The organism is Streptococcus sp. oral taxon 061 (assembly GCF_964211575.1).
Lineage (GTDB): Bacteria > Bacillota > Bacilli > Lactobacillales > Streptococcaceae > Streptococcus.
The window spans coordinates 55708-78188 of sequence record NZ_CAXOQQ010000002.1; the positions used below are offsets into that span (position 1 = coordinate 55708).

Annotated in this window: 19 protein-coding genes and 1 other annotated feature (1 of these 20 running past the window's edge); of the genes, 14 read left to right on the top strand and 5 right to left on the bottom strand. The window is 36.4% G+C overall.

The window, feature by feature from the left end; translation table 11 throughout:
• Positions 1 to 104 (top strand) — a sequence feature (ribosomal protein L10 leader region); it begins 32 nt to the left of the window's first position.
• A 38-nt stretch (positions 105 to 142) separates the two neighbouring features.
• From rplJ to AB8E63_RS01955, 13 genes are all read left to right on the top strand, one after another.
• Positions 143 to 643, top strand: a complete 501-nt coding sequence (gene rplJ / locus AB8E63_RS01895) for a 50S ribosomal protein L10 (protein ID WP_006152070.1) — start codon at positions 143 to 145, stop codon at positions 641 to 643.
• A 75-nt stretch (positions 644 to 718) separates the two neighbouring features.
• A complete protein-coding gene (gene rplL, locus AB8E63_RS01900) occupies positions 719 to 1087 on the top strand; it encodes a 50S ribosomal protein L7/L12 (protein ID WP_001196963.1) in 369 nt (122 codons plus the stop codon).
• 181 nt (positions 1088 to 1268) lie between these two features.
• Positions 1269 to 2267 (top strand): hypothetical protein, encoded by a 999-nt coding sequence (locus tag AB8E63_RS01905; protein WP_368909689.1) that lies wholly within the window; start codon positions 1269 to 1271, stop codon positions 2265 to 2267.
• Positions 2268 to 2339: 72 nt separating this feature from the next.
• Complete coding sequence (locus tag AB8E63_RS01910; RefSeq protein ID WP_368909690.1) at positions 2340 to 2741, top strand: hypothetical protein; 402 nt, start codon at positions 2340 to 2342, stop codon at positions 2739 to 2741.
• A gap of 139 nt (positions 2742 to 2880) precedes the next feature.
• Complete coding sequence (locus tag AB8E63_RS01915) at positions 2881 to 4680, top strand: N-6 DNA methylase (RefSeq protein WP_368909691.1); 1800 nt, start codon at positions 2881 to 2883, stop codon at positions 4678 to 4680.
• On the top strand, positions 4673 to 5362 hold the full coding sequence (locus AB8E63_RS01920; RefSeq protein WP_368909692.1) for a hypothetical protein: 690 nt from the start codon (positions 4673 to 4675) through the stop codon (positions 5360 to 5362). Before AB8E63_RS01915 ends, AB8E63_RS01920 begins: the two co-directional genes overlap by 8 nt.
• A complete protein-coding gene (locus AB8E63_RS01925) occupies positions 5355 to 6632 on the top strand; it encodes a restriction endonuclease subunit S (protein ID WP_368909693.1) in 1278 nt (425 codons plus the stop codon). The genes AB8E63_RS01920 and AB8E63_RS01925 overlap by 8 nt, the downstream gene beginning before the upstream one ends.
• Positions 6622 to 7764, top strand: coding sequence for a hypothetical protein (locus AB8E63_RS01930; RefSeq protein WP_368909694.1), 1143 nt, complete (start codon positions 6622 to 6624; stop codon positions 7762 to 7764). The genes AB8E63_RS01925 and AB8E63_RS01930 overlap by 11 nt, the downstream gene beginning before the upstream one ends.
• A 1-nt stretch (position 7765) precedes the next feature.
• Positions 7766 to 10807, top strand: a complete 3042-nt coding sequence (locus AB8E63_RS01935; RefSeq protein ID WP_368909695.1) for a type I restriction endonuclease subunit R — start codon at positions 7766 to 7768, stop codon at positions 10805 to 10807.
• A 477-nt stretch (positions 10808 to 11284) separates the two neighbouring features.
• Positions 11285 to 11656 carry a GFA family protein gene (locus AB8E63_RS01940; RefSeq protein ID WP_000912014.1) on the top strand — a complete coding sequence of 124 codons (372 nt, stop codon included), beginning with the start codon at positions 11285 to 11287 and terminating at the stop codon, positions 11654 to 11656.
• A 33-nt stretch (positions 11657 to 11689) separates the two neighbouring features.
• Positions 11690 to 12607, top strand: coding sequence for a glycine--tRNA ligase subunit alpha (gene glyQ / locus AB8E63_RS01945; protein WP_368909696.1), 918 nt, complete (start codon positions 11690 to 11692; stop codon positions 12605 to 12607).
• Positions 12608 to 12819: 212 nt separating this feature from the next.
• Positions 12820 to 14856 carry a glycine--tRNA ligase subunit beta gene (glyS, locus tag AB8E63_RS01950; RefSeq protein ID WP_368909697.1) on the top strand — a complete coding sequence of 679 codons (2037 nt, stop codon included), beginning with the start codon at positions 12820 to 12822 and terminating at the stop codon, positions 14854 to 14856.
• Positions 14857 to 14885: 29 nt separating this feature from the next.
• Complete coding sequence (locus AB8E63_RS01955) at positions 14886 to 15143, top strand: DUF896 family protein (RefSeq protein WP_070678121.1); 258 nt, start codon at positions 14886 to 14888, stop codon at positions 15141 to 15143.
• An 83-nt stretch (positions 15144 to 15226) separates the two neighbouring features.
• On the opposite strand, the gene AB8E63_RS01960 is transcribed toward AB8E63_RS01955, so the two are convergent.
• Genes AB8E63_RS01960 through AB8E63_RS01970 form a run of 3 tightly spaced genes read right to left on the bottom strand, consistent with a single transcriptional unit; the run spans position 15227 to position 18052 of the window.
• The gene (locus AB8E63_RS01960; protein ID WP_004252639.1) at positions 15227 to 16474 is read right to left on the bottom strand and encodes an NAD(P)H-dependent oxidoreductase; all 1248 of its coding nucleotides are present in this window, start codon (positions 16472 to 16474) and stop codon (positions 15227 to 15229) included.
• A gap of 17 nt (positions 16475 to 16491) precedes the next feature.
• Positions 16492 to 17097 carry an NADPH-dependent FMN reductase gene (locus AB8E63_RS01965; protein WP_004252640.1) on the bottom strand — a complete coding sequence of 202 codons (606 nt, stop codon included), beginning with the start codon at positions 17095 to 17097 and terminating at the stop codon, positions 16492 to 16494.
• A 34-nt stretch (positions 17098 to 17131) separates the two neighbouring features.
• Positions 17132 to 18052, bottom strand: coding sequence for an FAD:protein FMN transferase (locus tag AB8E63_RS01970; protein ID WP_368909698.1), 921 nt, complete (start codon positions 18050 to 18052; stop codon positions 17132 to 17134).
• A gap of 318 nt (positions 18053 to 18370) precedes the next feature.
• Here AB8E63_RS01970 and nox point away from each other — a divergent pair, with 318 nt between their 5' ends.
• Entirely contained in the window at positions 18371 to 19750 is a 1380-nt protein-coding gene (nox, locus tag AB8E63_RS01975) for a H2O-forming NADH oxidase (RefSeq protein WP_368909700.1), read from the top strand.
• Between the two features lie 58 nt (positions 19751 to 19808).
• On the opposite strand, the gene AB8E63_RS01980 is transcribed toward nox, so the two are convergent.
• Together AB8E63_RS01980 and AB8E63_RS01985 are read right to left on the bottom strand one after the other, a co-directional pair.
• A complete protein-coding gene (locus tag AB8E63_RS01980) occupies positions 19809 to 20669 on the bottom strand; it encodes a YitT family protein (RefSeq protein WP_074324730.1) in 861 nt (286 codons plus the stop codon).
• Between the two features lie 62 nt (positions 20670 to 20731).
• Positions 20732 to 22384, bottom strand: a complete 1653-nt coding sequence (locus AB8E63_RS01985) for an NFACT family protein (RefSeq protein ID WP_368909701.1) — start codon at positions 22382 to 22384, stop codon at positions 20732 to 20734.
• Between the last annotated feature and the right edge of the window lie 97 nt (positions 22385 to 22481).

Genomic DNA, 22481 nt, shown 5'->3' on the forward strand with positions numbered 1-22481 from the left:
GGAGCAAGACTCATAAATATCCTACCGAGGACAAAACGTATCATGTAAAAAGAAGCGTATTGTACTTTCGTGTCTAGGTTTGGGCGCGTTTTTCTTTTGGAAAAATTCCCCAAGCAAAATAATTACGGAGGTGAACACACTAATGAGTGAAGCAATTATTGCTAAGAAAGCGGAACTAGTTGACGTAGTAGCTGAGAAAATGAAAGCTGCTGCATCAATCGTCGTTGTAGACGCTCGTGGTTTGACAGTTGAACAAGATACAGTTCTTCGTCGTGAGCTTCGTGGAAGCGAAGTTGAGTATAAAGTTATCAAAAACTCAATCTTACGTCGTGCAGCTGAAAAAGCTGGTCTTGAAGATCTTGCATCTGTTTTTGTTGGACCATCTGCAGTAGCATTTTCTAACGAAGATGTTATCGCACCGGCGAAAATCTTGAACGACTTTTCTAAAAACGCTGAAGCACTTGAAATCAAAGGTGGTGCAATCGAAGGCGCTGTCGCATCAAAAGAAGAAATCGTTGCTCTTGCAACTCTTCCAAGTCGCGAAGGACTTCTTTCTATGCTCCTTTCTGTACTTCAAGCGCCAGTGCGCAACGTTGCTCTTGCAGTCAAAGCGGTTGCAGACAACAAAGAAGACGCAGCTTAATCATAAACTACGCAGCGTAGCCTAGCTACAAAAAAATAACAAAATTAAATTTAAACTTATTTGGAGGAAATAACAATGGCATTGAACATTGAAAACATTATTGCTGAAATTAAAGAAGCTTCAATCCTTGAATTGAACGACCTTGTAAAAGCTATCGAAGAAGAATTTGGTGTAACTGCAGCTGCTCCTGTAGCTGTTGCTGCAGCTGGTGCTGCTGACGCTGGTGCTGCTAAAGACTCATTTGACGTTGAATTGACAGCTGCTGGTGACAAAAAAGTTGGCGTTATCAAAGTTGTACGTGAAATCACTGGTCTTGGACTTAAAGAAGCTAAAGAACTTGTTGACGGTGCACCAGCACTTGTTAAAGAAGGCGTTGCAACTGCAGAAGCTGAAGAAATCAAAGCTAAATTGGAAGAAGCTGGAGCTTCAGTTACTCTTAAATAATAGAGTACCGCAATTTGATTGCGGAAGCCCAATTTAATGGTCTTTCTGATATCATAAAGCGATTTTAAAAAATGGAGAACTAAATTGTTCCCCACTAAAACCCCACTAGGAATTTTCTTGGTGGGGTTTTTTAATAATTAAAGTGGTATAATCAATTTATAGAAAGACAAAGGTATAAATTATGGTTGAAAGAGCTGAAAGTACTTTAATAAAGGGATACATATTAGTAAAAACTAATGTTAGATTATTTCAAAATAAGTACCCTGATCACTTGCATAATCAATTTAGGTGTTGTGATCCTAATTGTGGGGTTCCATTAAGTTGCGCCGTTTGGAATGACAAAAATTCAAAAATGGAACCATATTTTTATATTAGTAATCATAATTTTCCACACGTTGCGGGCTGTAAAGAAGTAAATCAATCTGAAAAGCAGAGTAGAGTAGACAGTGATAGGACTTATGCTTACAAATGTATACAAGACAAGAAACTTATTACTTTAGGAAATACAGTTCAAAGTCATGGGAAAAAAACAGCATCTAACACTGAGTATGTATTTGAAAAGATGCCTAAGGCTACGTTTGTAAAGTCTGCTGACAATCATTCGAATTTAACAAAAAACAAGCAAAATAGAATTTCGTTACTAGATTCTATGATTTCAATTTATAACGATAAAAGTTTTAATAATGATTCTGAAATTAAACTTGATTTTAATTTTCAATTATATCAAAACCGTTCACTTAAATCTTTCAAGACTGAAAAAGAGTACCAAAAATATGTAATAAAACAGAAAAAAAGAGAGCAGAATGTTAAAATAATAAAGAATACTCATTGTAGAAGCACCTTGAATAATCTTTTTTATATGATTTCTAAAGATTTGCCGTTTAATGAATTTCATATTTTTTACGGTAAAGCAAAATTCTGGGAAACAGAAAATCATCCAGGTTTAGTATATGTTTACTTTGACTCTCTTGATTCAAATATGTTAAACAATGGAAAAAAGTTAAACTTTATATTTAATAAAGATCATTTAAATAATTACAATAAGAAAATTGTAAATGACGGGCTAAAAAACAAATCAGAAGTAGAAATTTATTTCCAAGGAGCTTTTTCTGAAGGTGAATCAAATATTTATATGATACCTTTAACTATACAGAACTATAATTCAATTGTTTTCAGATGATCTGGTAAATAAAGAGAGAATAATTTTTGAATTATAAATAATAACGAAAATAAAAATAATGAGGTTAATCAAATGAATAATTGTTATCAAGATATGGATGTTTTAGAATTTGCTAGAAAAATTAGCAGGTTATCAATTGATACTCCTTTAGCGAATAAGTATGATGAAGAATACGGTCAAAGAAGTGATAGATGGTGGTCGTGTCAACGAGAGCACTTAACGGTGTGGGCTCTTCATTATCCGACAAAAGAAAAAGATAACTTTACGCATGAACCTAGTAATAGCTCAAAGAAAATGTATAATCATTTTGGAAGACCTGAAACATTACTATGGTTAGCTGAAGCATTAGGTGTAGATTCAAAAATTATAGAAGAAGTGATAGGAGAAATTTCTAATCACAATAACGCATCAACTCGTTGTAAAATAATTAGAGAATATATCCCTTTTGAAAGAATACTAGAATTATTAGATTAATCTAGTAAGAAATAAAAAGACTGTATCCCATATAAGTCACTATCCTTAGTGGCTTTTTTTATTTTTTAATGTTACATAAAATATGATATAATAAAAGCGATTACAGGCTTTTAAAATTTATTTAAATGGGAGTAGAATAATGTCGAACATTAAAACGGAAAATGAACATCAAAAGCAAACTACAAATAATATTCAAAAAAAGGCTGCTCTCATTTGGGGCACAGCTGATATTCTACGTGGTCTATATAAGCCACATGAGTATGGTAAGGTAATATTACCTATGACAGTCATTAAAAGACTTCATGATACTTTGCTTCCTACTCGAGAATCTGTTCTGGAGACTGTAGAGAAAGTAAAAACTATAAAAGTTGAACAGATTAAAAATCGTAGATTATCAGATGCTTCAGGCTATAGTTTCTATAATACTAGCAACTTTACTTTTGATACACTCCTGTCTGATGCAGAGAACATTGAAGAAAACTTTAGGTCATTTATTAATGGTTTCTCAGAAAACGTTCAAGATATTTTAGAGAATTTTGAATTCGATAAGGAAATCACTAAAATGCAGAATAATGATGCTCTTTATTCAGTGATTCAAGAATTTAATAGTCAAAAGGCCTATCTGGGTGCAGATACAGTGACTTCAACAGACATGGGCTACATTTTTGAAGAACTCGTTCGTCGTTTTTCAGAAAGTTATGGAGAAGATGCTGGTGCACATTTCACTAGTCGAGATATTATTTATCTGATGACAGATATCCTCTTGATTGATGAAAAGCCATCAGATAAAGCTATTGTAAGAACTATTTACGATCAGACAATGGGAACCTCTCAAATGCTTTCAGCTATGATGGAGCGAATTAAAGCGTTAGATGCTAATGCAGATGTAACAACGTTTGGTCAAGAGCTAAACCCAGAAACTTATGCTATTGCAAAAGCTGACACGATGATTCGTGGAGGAAATCCGGATAATATGGCTTTAGGATCAACTCTCTCAAAAGATGCTTTTTCAGGTTATACTTTTGATTATTTGATATCTAATCCTCCATTTGGTATTGACTGGAAGAAAGATCAGAGTGCTGTCAAGGCAGAGGCAGATTTAGGTGAACAAGGCCGTTTTGGGGTTGGTTTACCTAAGATTTCAGATGGTCAACTTCTTTTCCAACTAAATGGTATTGCTAAATTAAAAGATACAGGGCGTATGGCGATTATCCATAATGGCTCAGCATTATTTTCTGGAAAAGCAGGGGGTGGAGAATCAGAAATTCGTAGACATGTTATTATGAATGACTGGCTGGAAGCTATTATACAACTACCGACAGATTTGTTTTATAATACTGGAATTTCTACTTATATTTGGATTATCACTAAAAATAAAACTAAAGAACGCCAGGGTAAAGTGCAGTTATTAGATGCAAGTAAAGCTTTTGTTAAGCGTCGTAAAAATATCGGCGAAAAGAAGGTGGATATTGATAAGAAACGCAGAGAACTAATTGTAGAGGCTTATGGAGAATTTGCTAATAAAGTTTATAGTGAAAATGATTCGATTGTAGAGTCTAAAATATTTAATAATGATTTTTTTGGTTATCAAAAAGTTGTTGTTGAAACACCTCTATATGATGAAAATGGCAATATTATCAGAAAGAAAAATGGGAAACCAGAACCTGATACTAGCAAGCGTGATACTGAGGATATTCCGCTGACAGAAGATATTGATACTTACATCAATCGAGAAGTACTACCTTTTAATCCAGATGTTTGGGTTGATAAAAGTAAAACAAAGATTGGTTTTGAGGTTCCATTTACACGATTATTTTATAAATATCAAGCACCAGAAAGTTCAAAAGATATTGCTCAACGCCTTAAAACTCTAGAAGAGAGAATCATTAAGAATTTTGAAACTCTTATTGATCAAAAAGGGGAAGAAAGAGATGATTGAACTTGATGAGTTTATTTACTTTGATGATAATGAACTGATTGAAAGATTCAAAGAATTAATCAGTCCTGATAATGAAAAATATTACCACAATAAGACTTTGAATAAAGAGTTTCAGCTTATTCGTCGGTATTTAGATAATCAGGGGTATAAAATAAAACAATTTCCTAACGCATTAAAAACCCCAAGTACTCTTTATGATTTTGCTTATAATAAAATAAGATCTCATATTCAAATCGAACGTGGGTGTTTAGGAACAGTCTCGTGGGATGAGAGACGCATATTAATTTTCGGGTTAGATATTCTTAAAGACGGCATAATCCTTCAGCCAGTACCAGATGATTTACAAACTATTATCAAGAAAATATCTCTTAGAGATGCGACATGGGAACAACAAACTGATGATGAAAAATTAAGAACAATTGCCGAAGTGATTGAGAATCTTATGAAATTATCTAATGGTAAGTTTCTTTCTGTAGATGAATCTAATTTTTATGGTTTGTTTACAGAAGAACAATTGAAGAATTTTCGCAAACAATTGCAAGTTTTTAGACATAGCCACAGTCAAGCGCTAGAAGAAAGAGAATCCGAATTTGATGAATCTAGAAAAAAATTTCTGATTCATTTAGGAATTGTAATTTTAATTCGGTTAAATGAGATTACGAGGGGAGATGTTAATGGATAAAACGAAAGATAGTGGCATCAAATGGATTGGAAAAATTCCAAAAAATTGGAAAGTTCTTCCAATAAAATCAGGTTTTTTATACCAAAAGTTAGTTGCGGGTGATTCACATGAGAAATACCCTAGACTAACTCTTGCAAAAGCAGGAGTGCTAGAACGTCCAAAGTACGATGGAAATGGACAATCGCCAGCAAATTATTCGACATATCAGATTGTACCTGAAGGTGAGTTTGTTTTTAACTTAATGGGTCTAGAACAAGATTCAGATTATCGAAGAGTTGGTATCCCTCCAAAAGATGGTTTGTTATCATCTGGTTATGTAAGATTAGATCATACTCCCAATGTAGTATTTAATAGATTTGCCTTATATTATTTTTTGGATTTAGAAGCAAGAAGAATTTTTAATTCTTATGGTACAGGAATTCGTTCTACATTAAATGGAAGTCAATTGGTTAAAATACCAATGATTTTTCCACCGATTTCCGAACAACAAAGAATTGCAAAATTTCTTGACGAAAAGACAGCTCTAATTGATGATATTATTATAGATACAAAAAAAACGATTGAAGTGTTAAAATCATATAAACAGTCTATAATTACGGAAATTGTAACTAAAGGACTTAATTCAAGTGAGACACTAGTGCCGTCTGGAGTGGAATGGATAGGGGACTCTCCCAAAGAATGGAATAAATTTACAATTGGTCAATTATTCGAACAAATTAGACAAAAGAATACGGGAATGATTGAAACAAATCTACTGAGTTTATCTTATGGACGGATTAAAAAGCGAGATATTAACTCTGGTGAAGGATTGCTTCCGGAAAGTTTCGAAGGGTACAATATTATAGAGAAGGATGATATTGTATTGAGGATGACAGATTTACAGAATGATAAAAAAAGTCTAAGACAAGGAATTTCTGAGGAACGAGGTATTATAACTTCGGCTTATATAACTATCAGATCAACCAAAAAAGTATGTTCTCGTTTCGTTTATTATCAACTTTTTGGGTTTGATGTGAATAAGGGATATTATGGTATGGGTTCAGGAGTTCGACAAAGTGTAAATTGGAATGATGTTAAGAAGCTTCCATTGATGTTACCAAGTTTTGAATTACAAAATCAAATTGCTGATTTTCTCGACAGAAAAACTGCACAAATTGATACTTTAATAACTGAAAAAGAGAATGTGATTTCTGAATACGAAAACTATAAAAAATCAATGATTTATGAATATGTGACAGGGAAAAAACGAGTGGAAGGCTATGAAAGTTGATTTTGAACTATTGTTAAAACCAAAAATCCAAGATGGAGACTTACGCCAGCTGTTTTGGGAATCCTTTGAAAGGATTCAGGACATAAATCGGTTAGAGAAAACCAATACGCTTACTTACAATTTCCCAGAGGATAATCCGCTACAATTTAAAACAATCATCAGAAAATCAGATAGTATCCTCCATTGTCGACTAAAGGCGACAGTTGATGTCCACTGGAGGAAGGCGTATTTCTATGATAAGTTTAGGGCAAGGATAAGTGGAGTCTTGAGTCAACATTTTGAAGTAACTCACTACTCTGCCGACTTATCAGCTTACTATGCGAAAAAATGCTACTCGACTCTTCTTGACTATGAAACAAACTTAAGAAAGATTTTTTACTTCATTTACCATTTTTATGATGTGACGGATGCGACCGCTGGACGTAAAAAACAAACATTAAATGCCTATGTTGAAGATTTGGATTTGAGTCAACTAGAAAATCTCTTGTTTGCGAAAGCTTGGCTAGCAGTTGGTGACTCCTATGAATTTTGCGATATTATCAAAGATAGTAATCTATATGAAAAACTTCAAAAACTAACCGAAAAGATAGAATTTCGAAGTCTGTGGGAAGTGAATATAAAGCCCTTACTACCTAAGCATAATATTGATGAAGAAGTCATAACGAAGATTAGAAATGTCCGAAATAAGGTCGCTCACCATAAAGAAATGAGCTTTAATGATTGGAAGTTCTGTAAAAATGAAGTTCGGAACTATGCTAATAAATTTCACAAAATTCAAGATGAGCTACTTGAAAGGAAATTTTACCAAAATACAAAGGTTTCAACTGTTGCACTACAAGGACTTCTTGAAATGTCGAAACAATTTCAAAAAGCGGTTGAAGCCTACAGAAAGACAATACTGGCCCACAATGCAATTCTATTAGGAGAAACAATAACAAAGACAATGAAGAGTATAACTATTCCTAGAATAGATATTTCCAAAACCATTGCACCTGCTATGGCCGAGATTGCAAATTCTCATGCTGAACGTATATCAAAAATAATGCAAAAAACAACTATCCCTCAGATAGGCGTGTTAGGAAATGATGAGCAAGAAAGTTCATCGGAAAACGATGAAGAAGATAAGGAATAATATGGAAGATAATGAAAAACGATTTGAAGAAGATATTGAAACTTGGTTAAGTTCGCCAGAGGGTGGTTGGATAAAAAACAAGTTTCAAGATTCTAACTATGATGCGACAAAAGGTCTCGACTTAGATGCTCTTTTATCCTATGTTCAGGAAACACAGAATAAAATGTGGGAACGTTACAAAAAGGTAGTTGGAGTAAATCCTGAAAGTTCTTTTTTCAAGAGATTTGAACAAGAAGTTAATAACCATGGGATTTTACATGTACTGCGTAATGGTATACAGGATAGAGGCTGTAAATTTAAAGTAATACAATTTAAACCGTCTTCTAGTTTAAATGATGAACTTTGTCTTGCCTATCAAGCAAATAAAACTACGATTACACGTCAGTTTGCTTATAGCCCTCATAACAAAAATACGATCGATATCGTTTTGTCTGTAAATGGTATACCTCTAGTAGCTCTTGAACTGAAAAATCAGTTTAAGAATCAGTCTGTAGAACATGCAAAAAAACAGTTTATGTTTGATAGAGATCCGAAAGAACTGGTTTTCCAATTTAATCGTCGTTTTCTTGTGTATTTCGCAGTTGATACTCATGAGGTCTGGATGACTACGAAATTGGCTGGAGACAAGACTTATTTTCTACCTTTCAATCAAGGTTCGAACGGTGCTGGTAATGTTGGTGGTGCTGGGAATCCTGAACGTGATGATGATTATATAACAGCCTATCTTTGGCAGAATGTTTTACAAAAAGATGCCCTCTTAGATATCATTCAGAGATTTATGAATCTAGAAGTTAAGATTGAAAAGAATTCATCTGGAAAACAGGTTGAGAAGAAAACGTTGATTTTCCCACGATATCATCAGTTAGATGTTGTTAAAAAGTTAGTAGAAGACACTCAACAGAACGGTTCTGGAAATCATTATTTGATTCAACACTCAGCAGGCTCTGGAAAATCTAATTCAATTGCCTGGTTAGCTTATCACTTACAGAGAATTCACAATGATCAGAATCAACCCTTGTTTAACTCAGTTATAATTGTTACAGATAGAACAGTACTAGATAGACAGTTGCAAGATACTATTACTTCATTTGATGCTACAACAGGTCTAGTTGAGACTATTGGAGAAAACAAATCTTCTAAGGACTTATTGAAAGCAATAAATGATGGTCGCCAAATCATAATAACCACCCTGCAAAAATTCCCAGTTATTTATCAAGAAGTCGATTCAACACAAGGTAAACGTTTTGCTGTCATTGTGGATGAAGCACATTCTTCACAGACAGGAACAGCAGCTCAAAAATTGAGAAGAGCATTATCAGACACAGAGGATGCTTTAAAAGAGTGGGAAGAGTTTGATGAGGAAGAAGCTTCAAAAGCACGTGATGAAGAAGATGAGTTAAATACTATTTTACTTGGTCAGGGACGTCATGAAAACATTTCATTCTATGCTTTTACAGCAACTCCTAAAGTGAAAACAATGGAAATGTTTGGAACTCAGCAAGCTGACGGTAGTTTTGTTCCTTTTCATGTGTATTCAATGAGACAAGCTATTGAGGAAGGCTTTATTTTAGATGTCTTAAAAAATTACATGACATACCATACGGCATACAAGATAGCTAAGTTGGTTGAGGATGATCCAAAACTTCCACCTTCAACTGCCAAGCGAATTATCACTCGTTATGCTGACCTCCACCCTTATAATATTGCTCAGAAAACTGAGATTATGATTGAGACGTTTAGAGAAAAGACACGTCATAGTATAGGTGGTAGAGGGAAAGCAATGGTTGTAACGAGTTCTCGTTTGGCTGCAGTACGCTATTTAAATGAATTTAAGCGATATATTGATGAAAAGGGATATCGTGATATAGGGGTTCTGGTGGCTTTTTCGGGTGATGTTATCGATGGAGACGATCACTACAATGAAGTTGGTTTAAACATTCTTAGAGACGGTTCTCATGTAAAGGAAAATCAATTAAAAGAAGTCTTTCATGGGACAGACTTTAATATTTTAATTGTGGCTGAAAAATATCAAACAGGTTTTGATGAACCATTGTTACATACGATGTTTGTAGATAAAAAACTTCGTGGGGTTAAAGCTGTTCAGACATTATCTCGCCTTAATCGAACGACAACTAATAAATCAGATACATTTATTTTGGATTTTAAAAATACTGCAGAAGAGATTCAAAAAGCATTTCAGCCATTTTATGAAGTTTCCAGTCTTGATAAGGCTATTGATCCCAATATGCTTTATGATGCTAAAGAAAAAATTCGTAAGTACAAAATTTATACTGATGAAGACGTTCTTAAAGTTTCTGGTCTTTATAGTAAAGCTAGCATAGAGCAAGATGCAAAATTGCTTGGACGTCTTTCGGCGGCCTTTAGACCGATAATTGAAAGATATAAAGAATTGGATGAAACAGTTCAGTATGAATTTAGAACTCTCCTTAGAGGTTTTAAAGAAAAATACAATTATATTTCCCAACTTATAAGACTTTTTGACAAAGATTTATTGGAAGAGAGTATTTTTGTTACTTATTTGATAAATCTTTTACCAATTCCTGGGGTAGATTATGTTGACATCGAAGATAAGATTCGTATGGAATATTACAAGTTGACACAAGATGGCTTTGGCTCTATAGACTTGTCATCTAGTGATCAGTCTCAATATAAGCAACAAGAAAAAATTAATCCAACTGTAAAGGCTCCTGAAGAGAATGATAGCTTAACTGCAATAATTGAAAAAATTAATAGTCAATTCCCAGATACATTTACTGAAGATGACCGTGTTATACTTGAAATGCTTGTAAATCAGGTTGTTAATAATCCGACAGAGAAACAACGTTCTTTGGCAAAAGGAAATGATTTTCCTATGTTTAAAAATTCCCTATTTCCAAAAGAATTTGAAGATCGGGTTGTGGATCTCTCAAACTCAAGTAATGAAGTTTTTGTCAAATTATTTCAAGATGAAAATTTATTTAAACTACTTCAATCAATTGTAGCAGGAGAAGCATACAAACATTGGAGAAGTGAAGGGAATTAAATATATATTAAAGCCCGTAATAATTAGATTTTGAAAGGTTAAATGAATTGTTTATAAATACTCTTAAATAATAGAGCGACTACATTTGTAGCTTAAAAACATGATTAAACCGCTATTCTTAGGAGTAGCGGTTTTTCATTTTGTTCAAAAAGGGGCAAAAAAGGGGATGACTTTAGACTAGTATTTCTATTTTAAGTGAATTATTGGAGATTCCATATGAAAAAAAATTTACTTTTTAATTGCATTTTGTTATAATAGACGCAAGAAAGAATATCTTATCGGTAAATCCTAAGCGAGCCTGAGATAGTGAGAGTCAGGTGATTGAGAGATAGGTGTGGCGCTTTTGGTTTTTTAATAAAGATAATGAAGTAATAAATTAGGGTGGAACCGCGTTTTTAACGCCCCTAGTCGCAAGGCTTGGGTGTTGAAATTCGGTTCTTTTTGAATTCGTCTAATGCCTAAGTAGAAAGGAGTACAATGCTTAAAGGATCTTGTTTATGTAAAGCAGTGACTTACACTCTGGATGAGGAATTATCTGAATTAGTTTTTTGCCACTGTTCATTCTGTCGGAAAGCAACTGCGTCTGCCTATACAGTTAATGCCAAAGTTAGCAGTAAAAATCTAGTATTGCATGGAAAAGAAAAGCTTGTTACATATAGTTCTTCTCCAGGAAAACAGCGTTATTACTGTCAGAACTGTCATAGTCAAATTTTCACTGTTCAAGAAAATATACCAGAAGTCTGTGCTTTGAAATTAGGTACAATAGATGAATGCAATCAGAATTTACAAACTGTTCCTAAACGTCATATTTTTCAGGATCCAGCTTTTTCTTGGTTACTTGATAAATAAATCTAAAAAGATAATAAAATAAAGGAGTAAATAATGTCTAAAAAACTAACCTTCCAGGAAATCATCCTTACTTTGCAACAATACTGGAATGATCAGGGTTGTATGCTGATGCAGGCTTATGATAACGAAAAAGGTGCGGGAACCATGAGTCCTTATACTTTCCTTCGTGCCATTGGTCCTGAGCCATGGAATGCGGCTTATGTAGAGCCATCTCGTCGTCCAGCTGATGGTCGTTACGGAGAAAACCCAAATCGTCTCTACCAACACCACCAATTCCAAGTGGTTATGAAGCCATCTCCATCAAATATCCAAGAGCTTTACCTTGAGTCTTTGGAAAAATTGGGTATTAATCCTTTGGAACACGATATTCGTTTCGTTGAAGATAACTGGGAAAACCCATCAACTGGTTCAGCTGGTCTTGGATGGGAAGTGTGGCTTGACGGTATGGAGATCACGCAGTTCACATACTTCCAACAAGTCGGTGGTTTGGCAACTGGTCCTGTTACTGCTGAGGTTACCTACGGATTGGAACGCTTAGCTTCTTATATCCAAGAAGTAGACTCAGTTTACGATATCGAATGGGCTCCAGGAGTTAAATATGGAGAAATCTTCCTTCAGCCAGAATACGAGCACTCAAAATACAGCTTTGAAGTTTCTGATCAAGATATGCTTCTTGAAAACTTTGAAAAGTTTGAAAAAGAAGCTGGACGTGCTTTGGAATTGGGCCTTGTACACCCAGCCTATGACTACGTTTTGAAATGCTCACATACCTTTAACTTGCTTGATGCTCGTGGAGCGGTATCAGTTACAGAACGTGCCGGTTACATTGCCCGCATTCGTAACTTGGCCCGTGTCGTAGCTAAAACATTCGTCGCAGAACGCAAAAAACTCGGTTACCCACTTCTCGACGAAGCCACCCGCGCAAAACTCCTAGCAGAAGAGGAAAAATAGACAGAATTACAGGAATAAATGACTGAAAGTCGACCGTAGGTCGCTAAATAAAACAAGACCGCTGTAGTGAAAGTCGGATAAGAAGTTTCTTATCCGACTGGGGAACTGACGAGACTAAAGGCTTGGCAGTTAGCAATGAAACCGAAGGTTTGCTTGCGTCCCCCACTACTAAAGGTCTTGTTGAAGAAAATTAATTTTGTAAAGGAAAAAACATGACAAAAAACTTATTAGTAGAATTAGGTCTTGAAGAGTTACCAGCCTATGTTGTCACACCAAGTGAAAAACAACTGAGTGAAAAAATGGCAGCCTTCTTGAATGAGAATCGCCTTTCATACGAAGGAATTCAAACCTTCTCAACTCCACGTCGTTTAGCTGTTCGCGTCCTTGGTTTAGCAGACCAACAAACAGATTTGACTGAAGATTTTAAAGGACCATCTAAGAAAATTGCCTTGGATGCAGATGGAAATTTCTCTAAAGCTGCCCAAGGATTTGTCCGTGGAAAAGGCTTGACGGTAGATGACATTGAATTCCGTGAAATTAAAGGTGAAGAATATGTCTACGTAACCAAACATGAAGCTGGAAAACCAGCCGAGGAAGTTTTAGCTGGAATTCCAGAAGTTTTAGCTAGTTTAAGTTTTCCTGTCAGCATGCACTGGGCAAACAATAGCTTTGAATACATCCGCCCTGTTCACACGTTGACGGTGCTTTTGGATGACAAAGCGCTTGATATGGATTTCCTAGATATTCACTCTGGACGAGTTAGCCGTGGACATCGCTTCCTTGGACATGAAATCGAAATCCGTCATGCTGATAGTTACGAAGAAGACTTACGCAAAGTCTATGTTATTGCTGATAGCATTGAACGTGAAAATATGATTCGTGAACAGATCAAGACTATTGAAGCAGAACAAGGCGTTCAAGTACAGATTGATGAAGGACTTTTGAATGAAGTCTTGAATCTAGTTGAATACCCAACGGCCTTTATTGGTAACTTTGATCCTAAATACCTAGAAGTTCCAGAAGAAGTTTTGGTGACTTCAATGGAAACTCACCAACGCTACTTTGTCGTACGTGACCTTGAAGGAAAACTAAAACCAAACTTCATTTCTGTACGCAATGGGAATGCCGAACACTTGGAAAATGTTGTTCGAGGAAATGAGAAAGTCTTGGTCGCTCGTTTGGAAGATGGAGAATTCTTCTGGCGTGAAGACCAAAAGTTGAAGATTGAAGATTTAGTTGCTAAACTTTCACACGTTACCTTCCATGAAAAGATTGGTTCACTTCGTGAACACATGATTCGTACAGGGCAAATTGCTATCCTGCTAGCCGAAAAAGCTGGTCTATCAGTTGATGAATCTATTGATCTCGCTCGTGCTGCAGCCATTTATAAATTTGACCTCTTAACCGGTATGGTTGGTGAATTTGATGAGCTTCAAGGTATCATGGGTGAGAAGTATGCGCTTCTTGCAGGTGAAAATGCTGCAGTGGCGCAAGCTATTCGAGAGCACTACCTTCCAGACTCAGCAGACGGTGCTCTTCCTGAATCTAAAGTTGGAGCAATACTTGCACTAGCCGATAAATTAGATACTCTCTTATCTTTCTTCTCTGTTGGTTTGATTCCATCTGGTTCAAACGACCCTTATGCCCTCCGTCGTGCAACACAAGGGATTGTTCGAATCTTAGAAGACTTTGGATGGAATATTCCAATGGACGAGTTGATTGCTAGTCTTTATGCTTTATCGTTTGATAGTTTAACCTACGATAACCAAGAAGAAGTGCTTAACTTCATCAAAGCTCGTGTTGATAAGATGATGGGTTCTACTGCAAAAGATATTAAAGAGGCTGTTCTAGCAAGTTCAAACTTTGTTGTCTCTGATATGATTGAAGCAGCAGAAGCTCTTTCAGAAGCTGCGAAAACTGAAGATTACAAATCATCAGTTGAGTCATTATCTCGCGCCTTTAACCTAGCAGAAAAGGCAGAAGGTTCAGTCAAAGTTGATGCAAGTCTCTTTGAAAATGAGCAGGAAAAAGAACTAGCTCAAGCTGTAGAAAGCTTAGAATTGAAAGGTTCAGCTAGTGATAAATTAGAGCAATTATTTGCTCTTAGTCCAGTTATTGATGCATTCTTCGACAATACTATGGTTATGGCAGAGAATATTGATGTTAAGAATAATCGTTTGGCTATTCTAGCTGAACTTGTCAATAAAGCAAAAACAGTGGCTGCTTTTAACCTTCTTAATACAAAATAGAAATTAAAAAATAGATTGGAGGTCCAAATATGACACCAGAAAAAATCGCTCGTATTAATGAACTTGCTAAAAAGAAAAAAACAGAAGGCTTGACTGCGGAAGAAAAAGTAGAACAAGCCAAACTTCGTGAAGAATACATCGAAGGCTATCGTCGTTCAGTTCGTCATCACGTTGAAGGAATCAAAATCGTCGATGAAGATGGTAATGATGTGACTCCTGAAAAACTTCGTCAAGTACAACGCGAAAAAGGTTTACACGGCCGTAGTCTTGATGATCCGAATTCATAAATAAAAAAATTCTCGGTTTGTATGTGCGAACCGAGATTTCTATTATAAAAAAGGAACCATTTTGGGTTCCTTTTTGTTAGTTATTAGTTACTTGCACCAGAAGTAGCATCAGCAGCTCCGTGGCCACCATCACCATGTCCTCCAGCGTCAGATGCACCAGAAGTAGCATCGGCATCTCCGTGACCTCCAGCAGCAGGAGCAAAAGGTCCGCTACCGCCTACCAAACGTTGACCAGTTTCTTTCAAGTACCAGTCAAGCCATGGTTGGAAGTTAAAGACAATTTCATTGATACCAGCATATGATCCATCAGGATAGTACATAGCTTGGTAGTTGTGAGTATTGATAACACCTGCAGGTGAACCAGGAACAATTGTACGTACGTATTCTTGGTTGCCATTGCGAAGCGTACCAATAACCCACTCAACGTTTTTCATACGTGCAGGTGGAAGTGATCCGTGAACTGTTGACATACGGCTACCAGATTGAGGTGGCACACGTTTCGCAAACATTGTTTCTGGATCTTGATGAGCGTTGTTGTAGTATAGGAATTGGTTGTTGTCATCAGCATATGTCAATTCAAAAGGCATAGCTTTCAAGAACATATCGATTTGGTTAACTGTAAGGATACCATGGTCAAGTTTAACGTATGTATCACCTGAAACAGCACCTGTGATTTCTGCAACTTTTTCTACCCATTCTGGATCATCAGGGTCAACTTCTGTAATAGTTGTGGCAATTGGTTTTCCACAATCCAAGTCTTCTGGTTCAATTGGTTTTGGTTTTTTCAAATTAGAAACGACTCCTACGTATTTGACAAAGTTATCTAAGCAAGTTTCAAGGAATTTAACAGTTCCTTCGTTAATAATATTTCCTTTTGCATCAAAAGCTTCTTTGGCTTTTCCAAGAAGGAACTCATTACCTGGTAATGTGTAGGCATTTACTCCTGGCGCATCAAGAATTTTACGAAGGTGAACTTGAGCACGTGAAGTTCCTTGATCGTAGTATGAAGCACCCACAATCATAACTGGTTTGTTTTCAAATGGATGAACTTCGTATGAAAGCCATTCAAGGACTGACTTAAGTGAAGCAGAAATAGTGTGGTTGTGCTCTGGAGTAGCAATAATCACACCATCAGCTCGAGTGATTTTGTTATAAAGAAGGCGCAACTGGAAGCTCTCGTCCCATTTTTCGTCTTGGTTAAACATTGGAACTTCATCGATTTCCAAAACTTCTAGTTCAAATTTAAATTTAAACTGACGGCGGATGAACTCCAAGAGTTTGCGGTTATATGATTGATCGTAGTTTGATCCAACAAGTCCAACAAATTTCATTCTTTCGATCTCCTATCTTACAAATTTTCCCAATCAAAATCTTCAGCATCTTTGCGAAGAAGCTCTTGTGCGTTACGCAATTTCTCAGTAACTTTAACAAAGATACGGAAGTCATCAAAGATGGCATCCAATTTCTTGATGACATCAAGATCTACCAAGTCACCATTTTGATCAAATGCTTGAAGAGAATGTGAAAGCAAGAATTCATCTGGGAGAACATTTGCTTTGATTTCAGGAGCATTAAGAATTTGACGAAGTTGCAATTGAGCACGTGATGAACCGAGTGTACCATATGAAGCACCTGTAATCATGACAGGTTTGTTCAAAAGCGGGAATACACCATATGAAATCCAAGCAAGAGCGCTCATAAGAACAGCTGGGATTGAGTGGTCGTATTCTGGAGTACCGATAATAACTCCATCAGCAGCTTCGATTTTAGCAGCGATTTCCGTAGCTTCAGCTGGGATTTGTTTGTCAGCTGGTTTGTTAAATACAGGTAGATCTTTAATTTCTACTAATTCGATTTCTGCTTTATCAGCAAAGTGTTTCTGCATATATTGAAGCAGTTGGCGGTTTGTGGAACGTTTTGAGTTAGTTCCTACAATAGCAATAAGTTTAAGCATGGGCTTTCCTTTCTCTTTTTGCATTATTAATTATTTATCGTTGGATACCAGATGAACAAGCTAGGCGTCCATCTTTGTCAATGAGGATGGCTTCGATACCATCAATATTTTCGACTTGCCACATAATAGAGGCGCTACGTTCGCCAAATAATCGTGTGGTCCATATCTCGCCGTCAACAGAGTGGTCAGATATAATGGTTAAACTAGCTAAATCCGTTTCAATAGGATAGCCTGTTTCACTATCGAAAATGTGGTGATAATCCTTGCCATTGATTTCAAGATGCCGTTCATAAATCCCAGATGTAACCACTGATTTTCCAGTAATGGATAAGGTCATCAGGTGATTACCGCGTGGATTACTTGGATCTTGAATGCCGATTTGCCACGGACGTCCATCTTTTGATTGGTTGTTCCCAATTGTGAGGATGTTTCCTCCAAGATTGATAAGAGCAGAAGTGACGCCGTTTTCTTTTAAGAAAGCTGCAACCTTATCTGCACTGTACCCCTTCGCTAAACACCCTAAGTCAATTTTCATTCCCTTTTTTTCTAGGAAAACCGTAGAATTGACTGAATCGAGTTTAATAAAATGAGGGTCTATTAGTGGTAGGGCTGAAGCAATTTCTTCAGGGCTTGCAACCTTTGCATCGGAAAAACCTATACGCCAGGTTTGAACCAAAGGCCCTATACTAATATTGAGATGACTTTTAGGCGCTAGACTGTGTTCTAGACCTAATGAAATCAGCTCAAACAAATCAGGGTGGACCTTAACTGGGGCAATACCTGCCTGATAGTTAATTTCCATCAATTCCGATTCAGAACTGTTGGCATTGAAGCGAAATTCAAGCTCCCTAAGCAAATCAAAAGCTTGCCTGAGCAGACTATCAGCCTGATCATGTACTAAGGAAATGGTAATCGTAGTTCCCATTAGTCGTTCAGAAGATGAACTAAGAGGCAAAAAACCAACTCCTTTCAAGTCAATTGGAAATAGTTGTAAATCCTATCATGAAAGTGATGTAAAGATTTATATTTTATTCCCATGTAAATAGAATATCATAAAGTCAGCGTTTTCACAAATTATTTTTTACAAAAAGTCAAGAAATATGCTTAAAAAAATAAAAACAGCTCCAAATCAATAAGAACTCTTTGAAAACAAGTTGATATATCTTTCAAAAACTTTCTTAAATAACATCAAACTGGTCAAAAGTCTTGAAAACGTTCACAGATAATGGTATACTTGAGAGGTAAATAAAAAAATAAAGGTAGGATTTATCTTATGAGTAAAATCGTAGTCGTGGGTGCAAACCACGCTGGAACTGCATGTATCAACACTATGTTGGACAACTTTGGAAACGAAAACGAAATCGTTGTATTTGACCAAAACTCAAACATTTCATTCCTTGGATGTGGAATGGCTCTTTGGATTGGTGAGCAAATCGACGGTCCTGAAGGATTGTTCTACTCTGATAAAGAAAAATTGGAAGCAAAAGGTGCTAAAGTTTACATGAACGCACCAGTCCTTTCAATCGACTATGACAATAAAGTTGTGACTGCAGAAGTTGAAGGTCAAGAACACAAAGAGTCTTACGACAAATTGATCTTTGCGACTGGTTCAACTCCAATCTTGCCACCGATCGAAGGCGTTGAAATTGTTAAAGGTAACCGTGAGTTCAAAGCAACTCTTGAAAACGTACAATTCGTTAAATTGTATCAAAATGCTGAAGAAGTTATCAACAAACTTGCTGATAAGAGCAAGCACCTTGAACGTATCGCTGTAGTTGGTGGTGGTTACATTGGTGTTGAGCTTGCTGAAGCTTTTGAACGTCTTGGAAAAGAAGTTGTCCTTGTTGATATCGTTGACACAGTATTGAACGGATACTATGACAAAGACTTCACACAAATGATGGCTAAAAACTTGGAAGACCACAACATCCGTTTGGCTCTTGGACAAACTGTTAAAGCTATCGAAGGTGAAGGTAAAGTTGAACGCTTGATCACTGACAAAGAAACATTTGATGTGGATATGGTTGTTCTTGCGGTTGGATTCCGTCCAAACACAGCTCTTGCTGACGGTAAGATTGAACTTTTCCGTAACGGTGCCTTCCTTGTTGACAAGAAACAAGAAACATCAATTCCAGGTGTTTATGCAGTAGGTGACTGTGCGACTGTTTATGACAACGCTCGTAAAGACACTAGCTACATCGCGCTTGCTTCAAACGCTGTTCGTACTGGTATCGTAGGTGCGTACAACGCTTGTGGACATGAACTTGAAGGAATCGGTGTTCAAGGATCAAATGGTATCTCAATCTATGGTCTTCACATGGTTTCAACTGGTTTAACACTTGAAAAAGCAAAAGCTGCAGGTTACAATGCAACTGAAACTGGATTTAACGACCTTCAAAAACCAGAATTTATGAAGCATGACAACTATGAAGTAGCTATCAAGATTGTCTTTGATAAAGACAGCCGTGAAATCCTTGGTGCTCAAATGGTATCTCGTGATTCAGCAATTAGCATGGGAATTCACATGTTCTCACTTGCTATTCAAGAACACGTTACAATTGACAAATTAGCATTGACAGACCTATTCTTCTTGCCACACTTCAATAAACCATACAACTACATCACAATGGCTGCACTTACAGCAGAAAAATAATTGATGATATGACAAAAAAAGTAACTTCAACTATTGAAGTTACTTTTTTATTTTAAGGTTAAGAAACCTCGTCTCTTGCTGGGAAAGTAAACCCTTCTCCAAGGATTTCGTGAGCTTCCGTGATAGTGATAAAGGCCATCGGATCAACTGTATGAATCATTTCTTTCATCTTGACGATTTCATTTCTTGCGACAATACAGTAAATAATCTTTAAGTCCTTTTGGCTATAGTAGCCTTGTCCTGAGATAAAGGTAACACCACGACCGAGTTCCTCATTAATTTTATCAGCTAATTCCATCGGTTTTTGAGTGATAATCATAAATCCTTTTCCAGCATATCCACCCTCACCGATTAAGTCAATAACTCTTGAAACGATGAAGTCAAATAAGAGAGTATAGGTTACAAGACGTAGGTCTTGGAAGATGATTAAAATCAACATTAGAATCAGAAAATCAAGTCCAAAAAGCAATTTTCCAACAGAGATATTGGTGTATTTATTAAGGATGCGAGCGACGATATCAGTGCCGCCAGTTGTTCCACCCGCATTGAAAATAACACCGAGTCCAACACCTAGGAGGACACCAGCTACTAAAGCAACCACAACGAGATCTCCTTCAAGGTTAAACTGAAGAGGAATTTTTTCAAAGATAGCTAACCAGACGGAGACGGCAATGGTTCCAAGTAGACTGGAGTATAGTGATCTTAACCCAAATATTTTCCAAGCTAGTAGGAAGAGAGGGATATTAATCAAGATATTCATCAGCGAAATAGGGATATTAAAGAGATAGTAGGTAATCAAGGTTATCCCTGTTGCTCCACCTTCGAACAAGTGATGTGGAACAACAAAATAAGTAAGTCCGAAGGCGAAGATAGCAGCTCCGAATATAATAGTTATAGTTGGTTTAATATGCCGTAGCATTGAGCTCCCCTCCTATTTTTGTGTAAAAGTGAAGTAATAATATTTTTAAAATAAGACTGATATTACAACTTCATGGATTCAATTTTCTCGGAATCAGGTGTAACACGAAGAGTTTTTTGACCGGTATAGGTAACAAAACCAGGTTTTCCACCAGTCGGTTTATTGAGTTTTTTAATCTCAATCATATCCACTTGAACGAGATTAGAAAGACGTCCTTTCGAATAGTAGGCAGCTAGTTCTGCAGCATCCGTCTTGACTTCGTCAGAAGGATTCAGATTTCCTGAGATGACCACGTGGCTTCCGGGTATATCTTTTGCATGGAACCAAAGTTCCTCTTTGCGTGCAATCTTAAAGGTTAATTCCTCGTTTTGAAGATTGTTTCGTCCAACGAGAATAATGGTTTTCCCATCGCTAGCCAGATATTTCTCTGGCTTTTTACGCTTTTGAATTTTTTCGCGTTGGCGTCTTCTAATAAAGCCTGTTTGAATTAATTCTTCACGAATTTCAGCAATTTCATCTAAACCAGCTTGGCTAAGAACGGTCTCTACACTTTCCAGATAAAGAATGGTAGCCTTGGTTTCTTCAATTAGATCAGTCAGGTATTTGACAGCCTCTTTTAACTTCTGATAACGTTTGAAGTATTTTTGAGCATTTTGATTTGGTGTTAAAGCTTTATCGAGAGAAATCGTGATAGGCTGATTGGTGTAGTAGTTATCTAAGACGACTTGGTCTTGGTCATTTGGAACTTGATGAAGAAAAGTCGTTAGTAATTCACCTTTTTGTCGAAATTCCTCAGCGTTTTCAGTAGCCTGAAGTTCTTTTTCTTGTTTCTTCAGTTTTTGACGATTTTTTTGCAATTCATTTTCAACACGACGAATGAGTTCACTAGCCTGTTGTTTGACACGATCACGTTCTGCCTTATCTTTGTAAAAAACATCAAGAAGTTGAGATAAGCTTGAAAAATGTCCTTCAATTTTAGTTGAAAAAGGGACACAAGAAAAAGACTTATCCGTTAAGCATGGGTTGGTTTCTTGCTTAAAAAATTCACGAAAATTGGAAAGTCTATCATCAGTTAATAAATTCTCTAATTCAATTGCCGTATCACGGCCTAAACCTTGAAAGAGGCTTTGAAGGTTTTTAGCAGTCAATTCCTGTGTTTGTAGGATTTCAAAAAGTTTTTCATCCTTAATGGTAAAAGGATTGAGGGCGTCTGTACTTGGTGGGGCTATGTAAGTTGCACCAGGTAGGAGTGTACGGTAACTATTTTGAGAGAAACCAATGTGCTTGATAACTTCAAGAACTTTGTTGCTAGCCTTATCTACGAGGAGGATATTACTATGTTTACCCATAATCTCAATGATGAGGGTGGCTTGAATATCGTCCCCAATCTCATTCTTGTTAGAAACAGTGATTTCAACGATTCGATCGTTTTCAATCTGCTCGATAGACTCGATAACAGCACCCTGTAAATATTTCCTTAAAACCATGATAAAGGTAGAAGGTTGAGCAGGGTTTTCAAAGGTCGTTTCTGTCAACTGAATGCGTCCAAAAACAGGATGAGCAGAAAGGAGCAGACGATGACTTTGGCGATTGCTACGGATTTGTAAGACCAATTCTTGATCAAAAGGTTGATTAATTTTTTGAATGCGACCGTTTAGTAGTTCAGCTCGCAATTCCTCAACCATGTGGTGTAAAAAAAATCCATCAAATGACATGGTTCTCTCCTTATGAATGTATTCCATAGTATTATATCAAAAAGGTAGAATAAAATCATAGAAATATGGTATAATAAAGCCAAGTAAAGAGAATCGA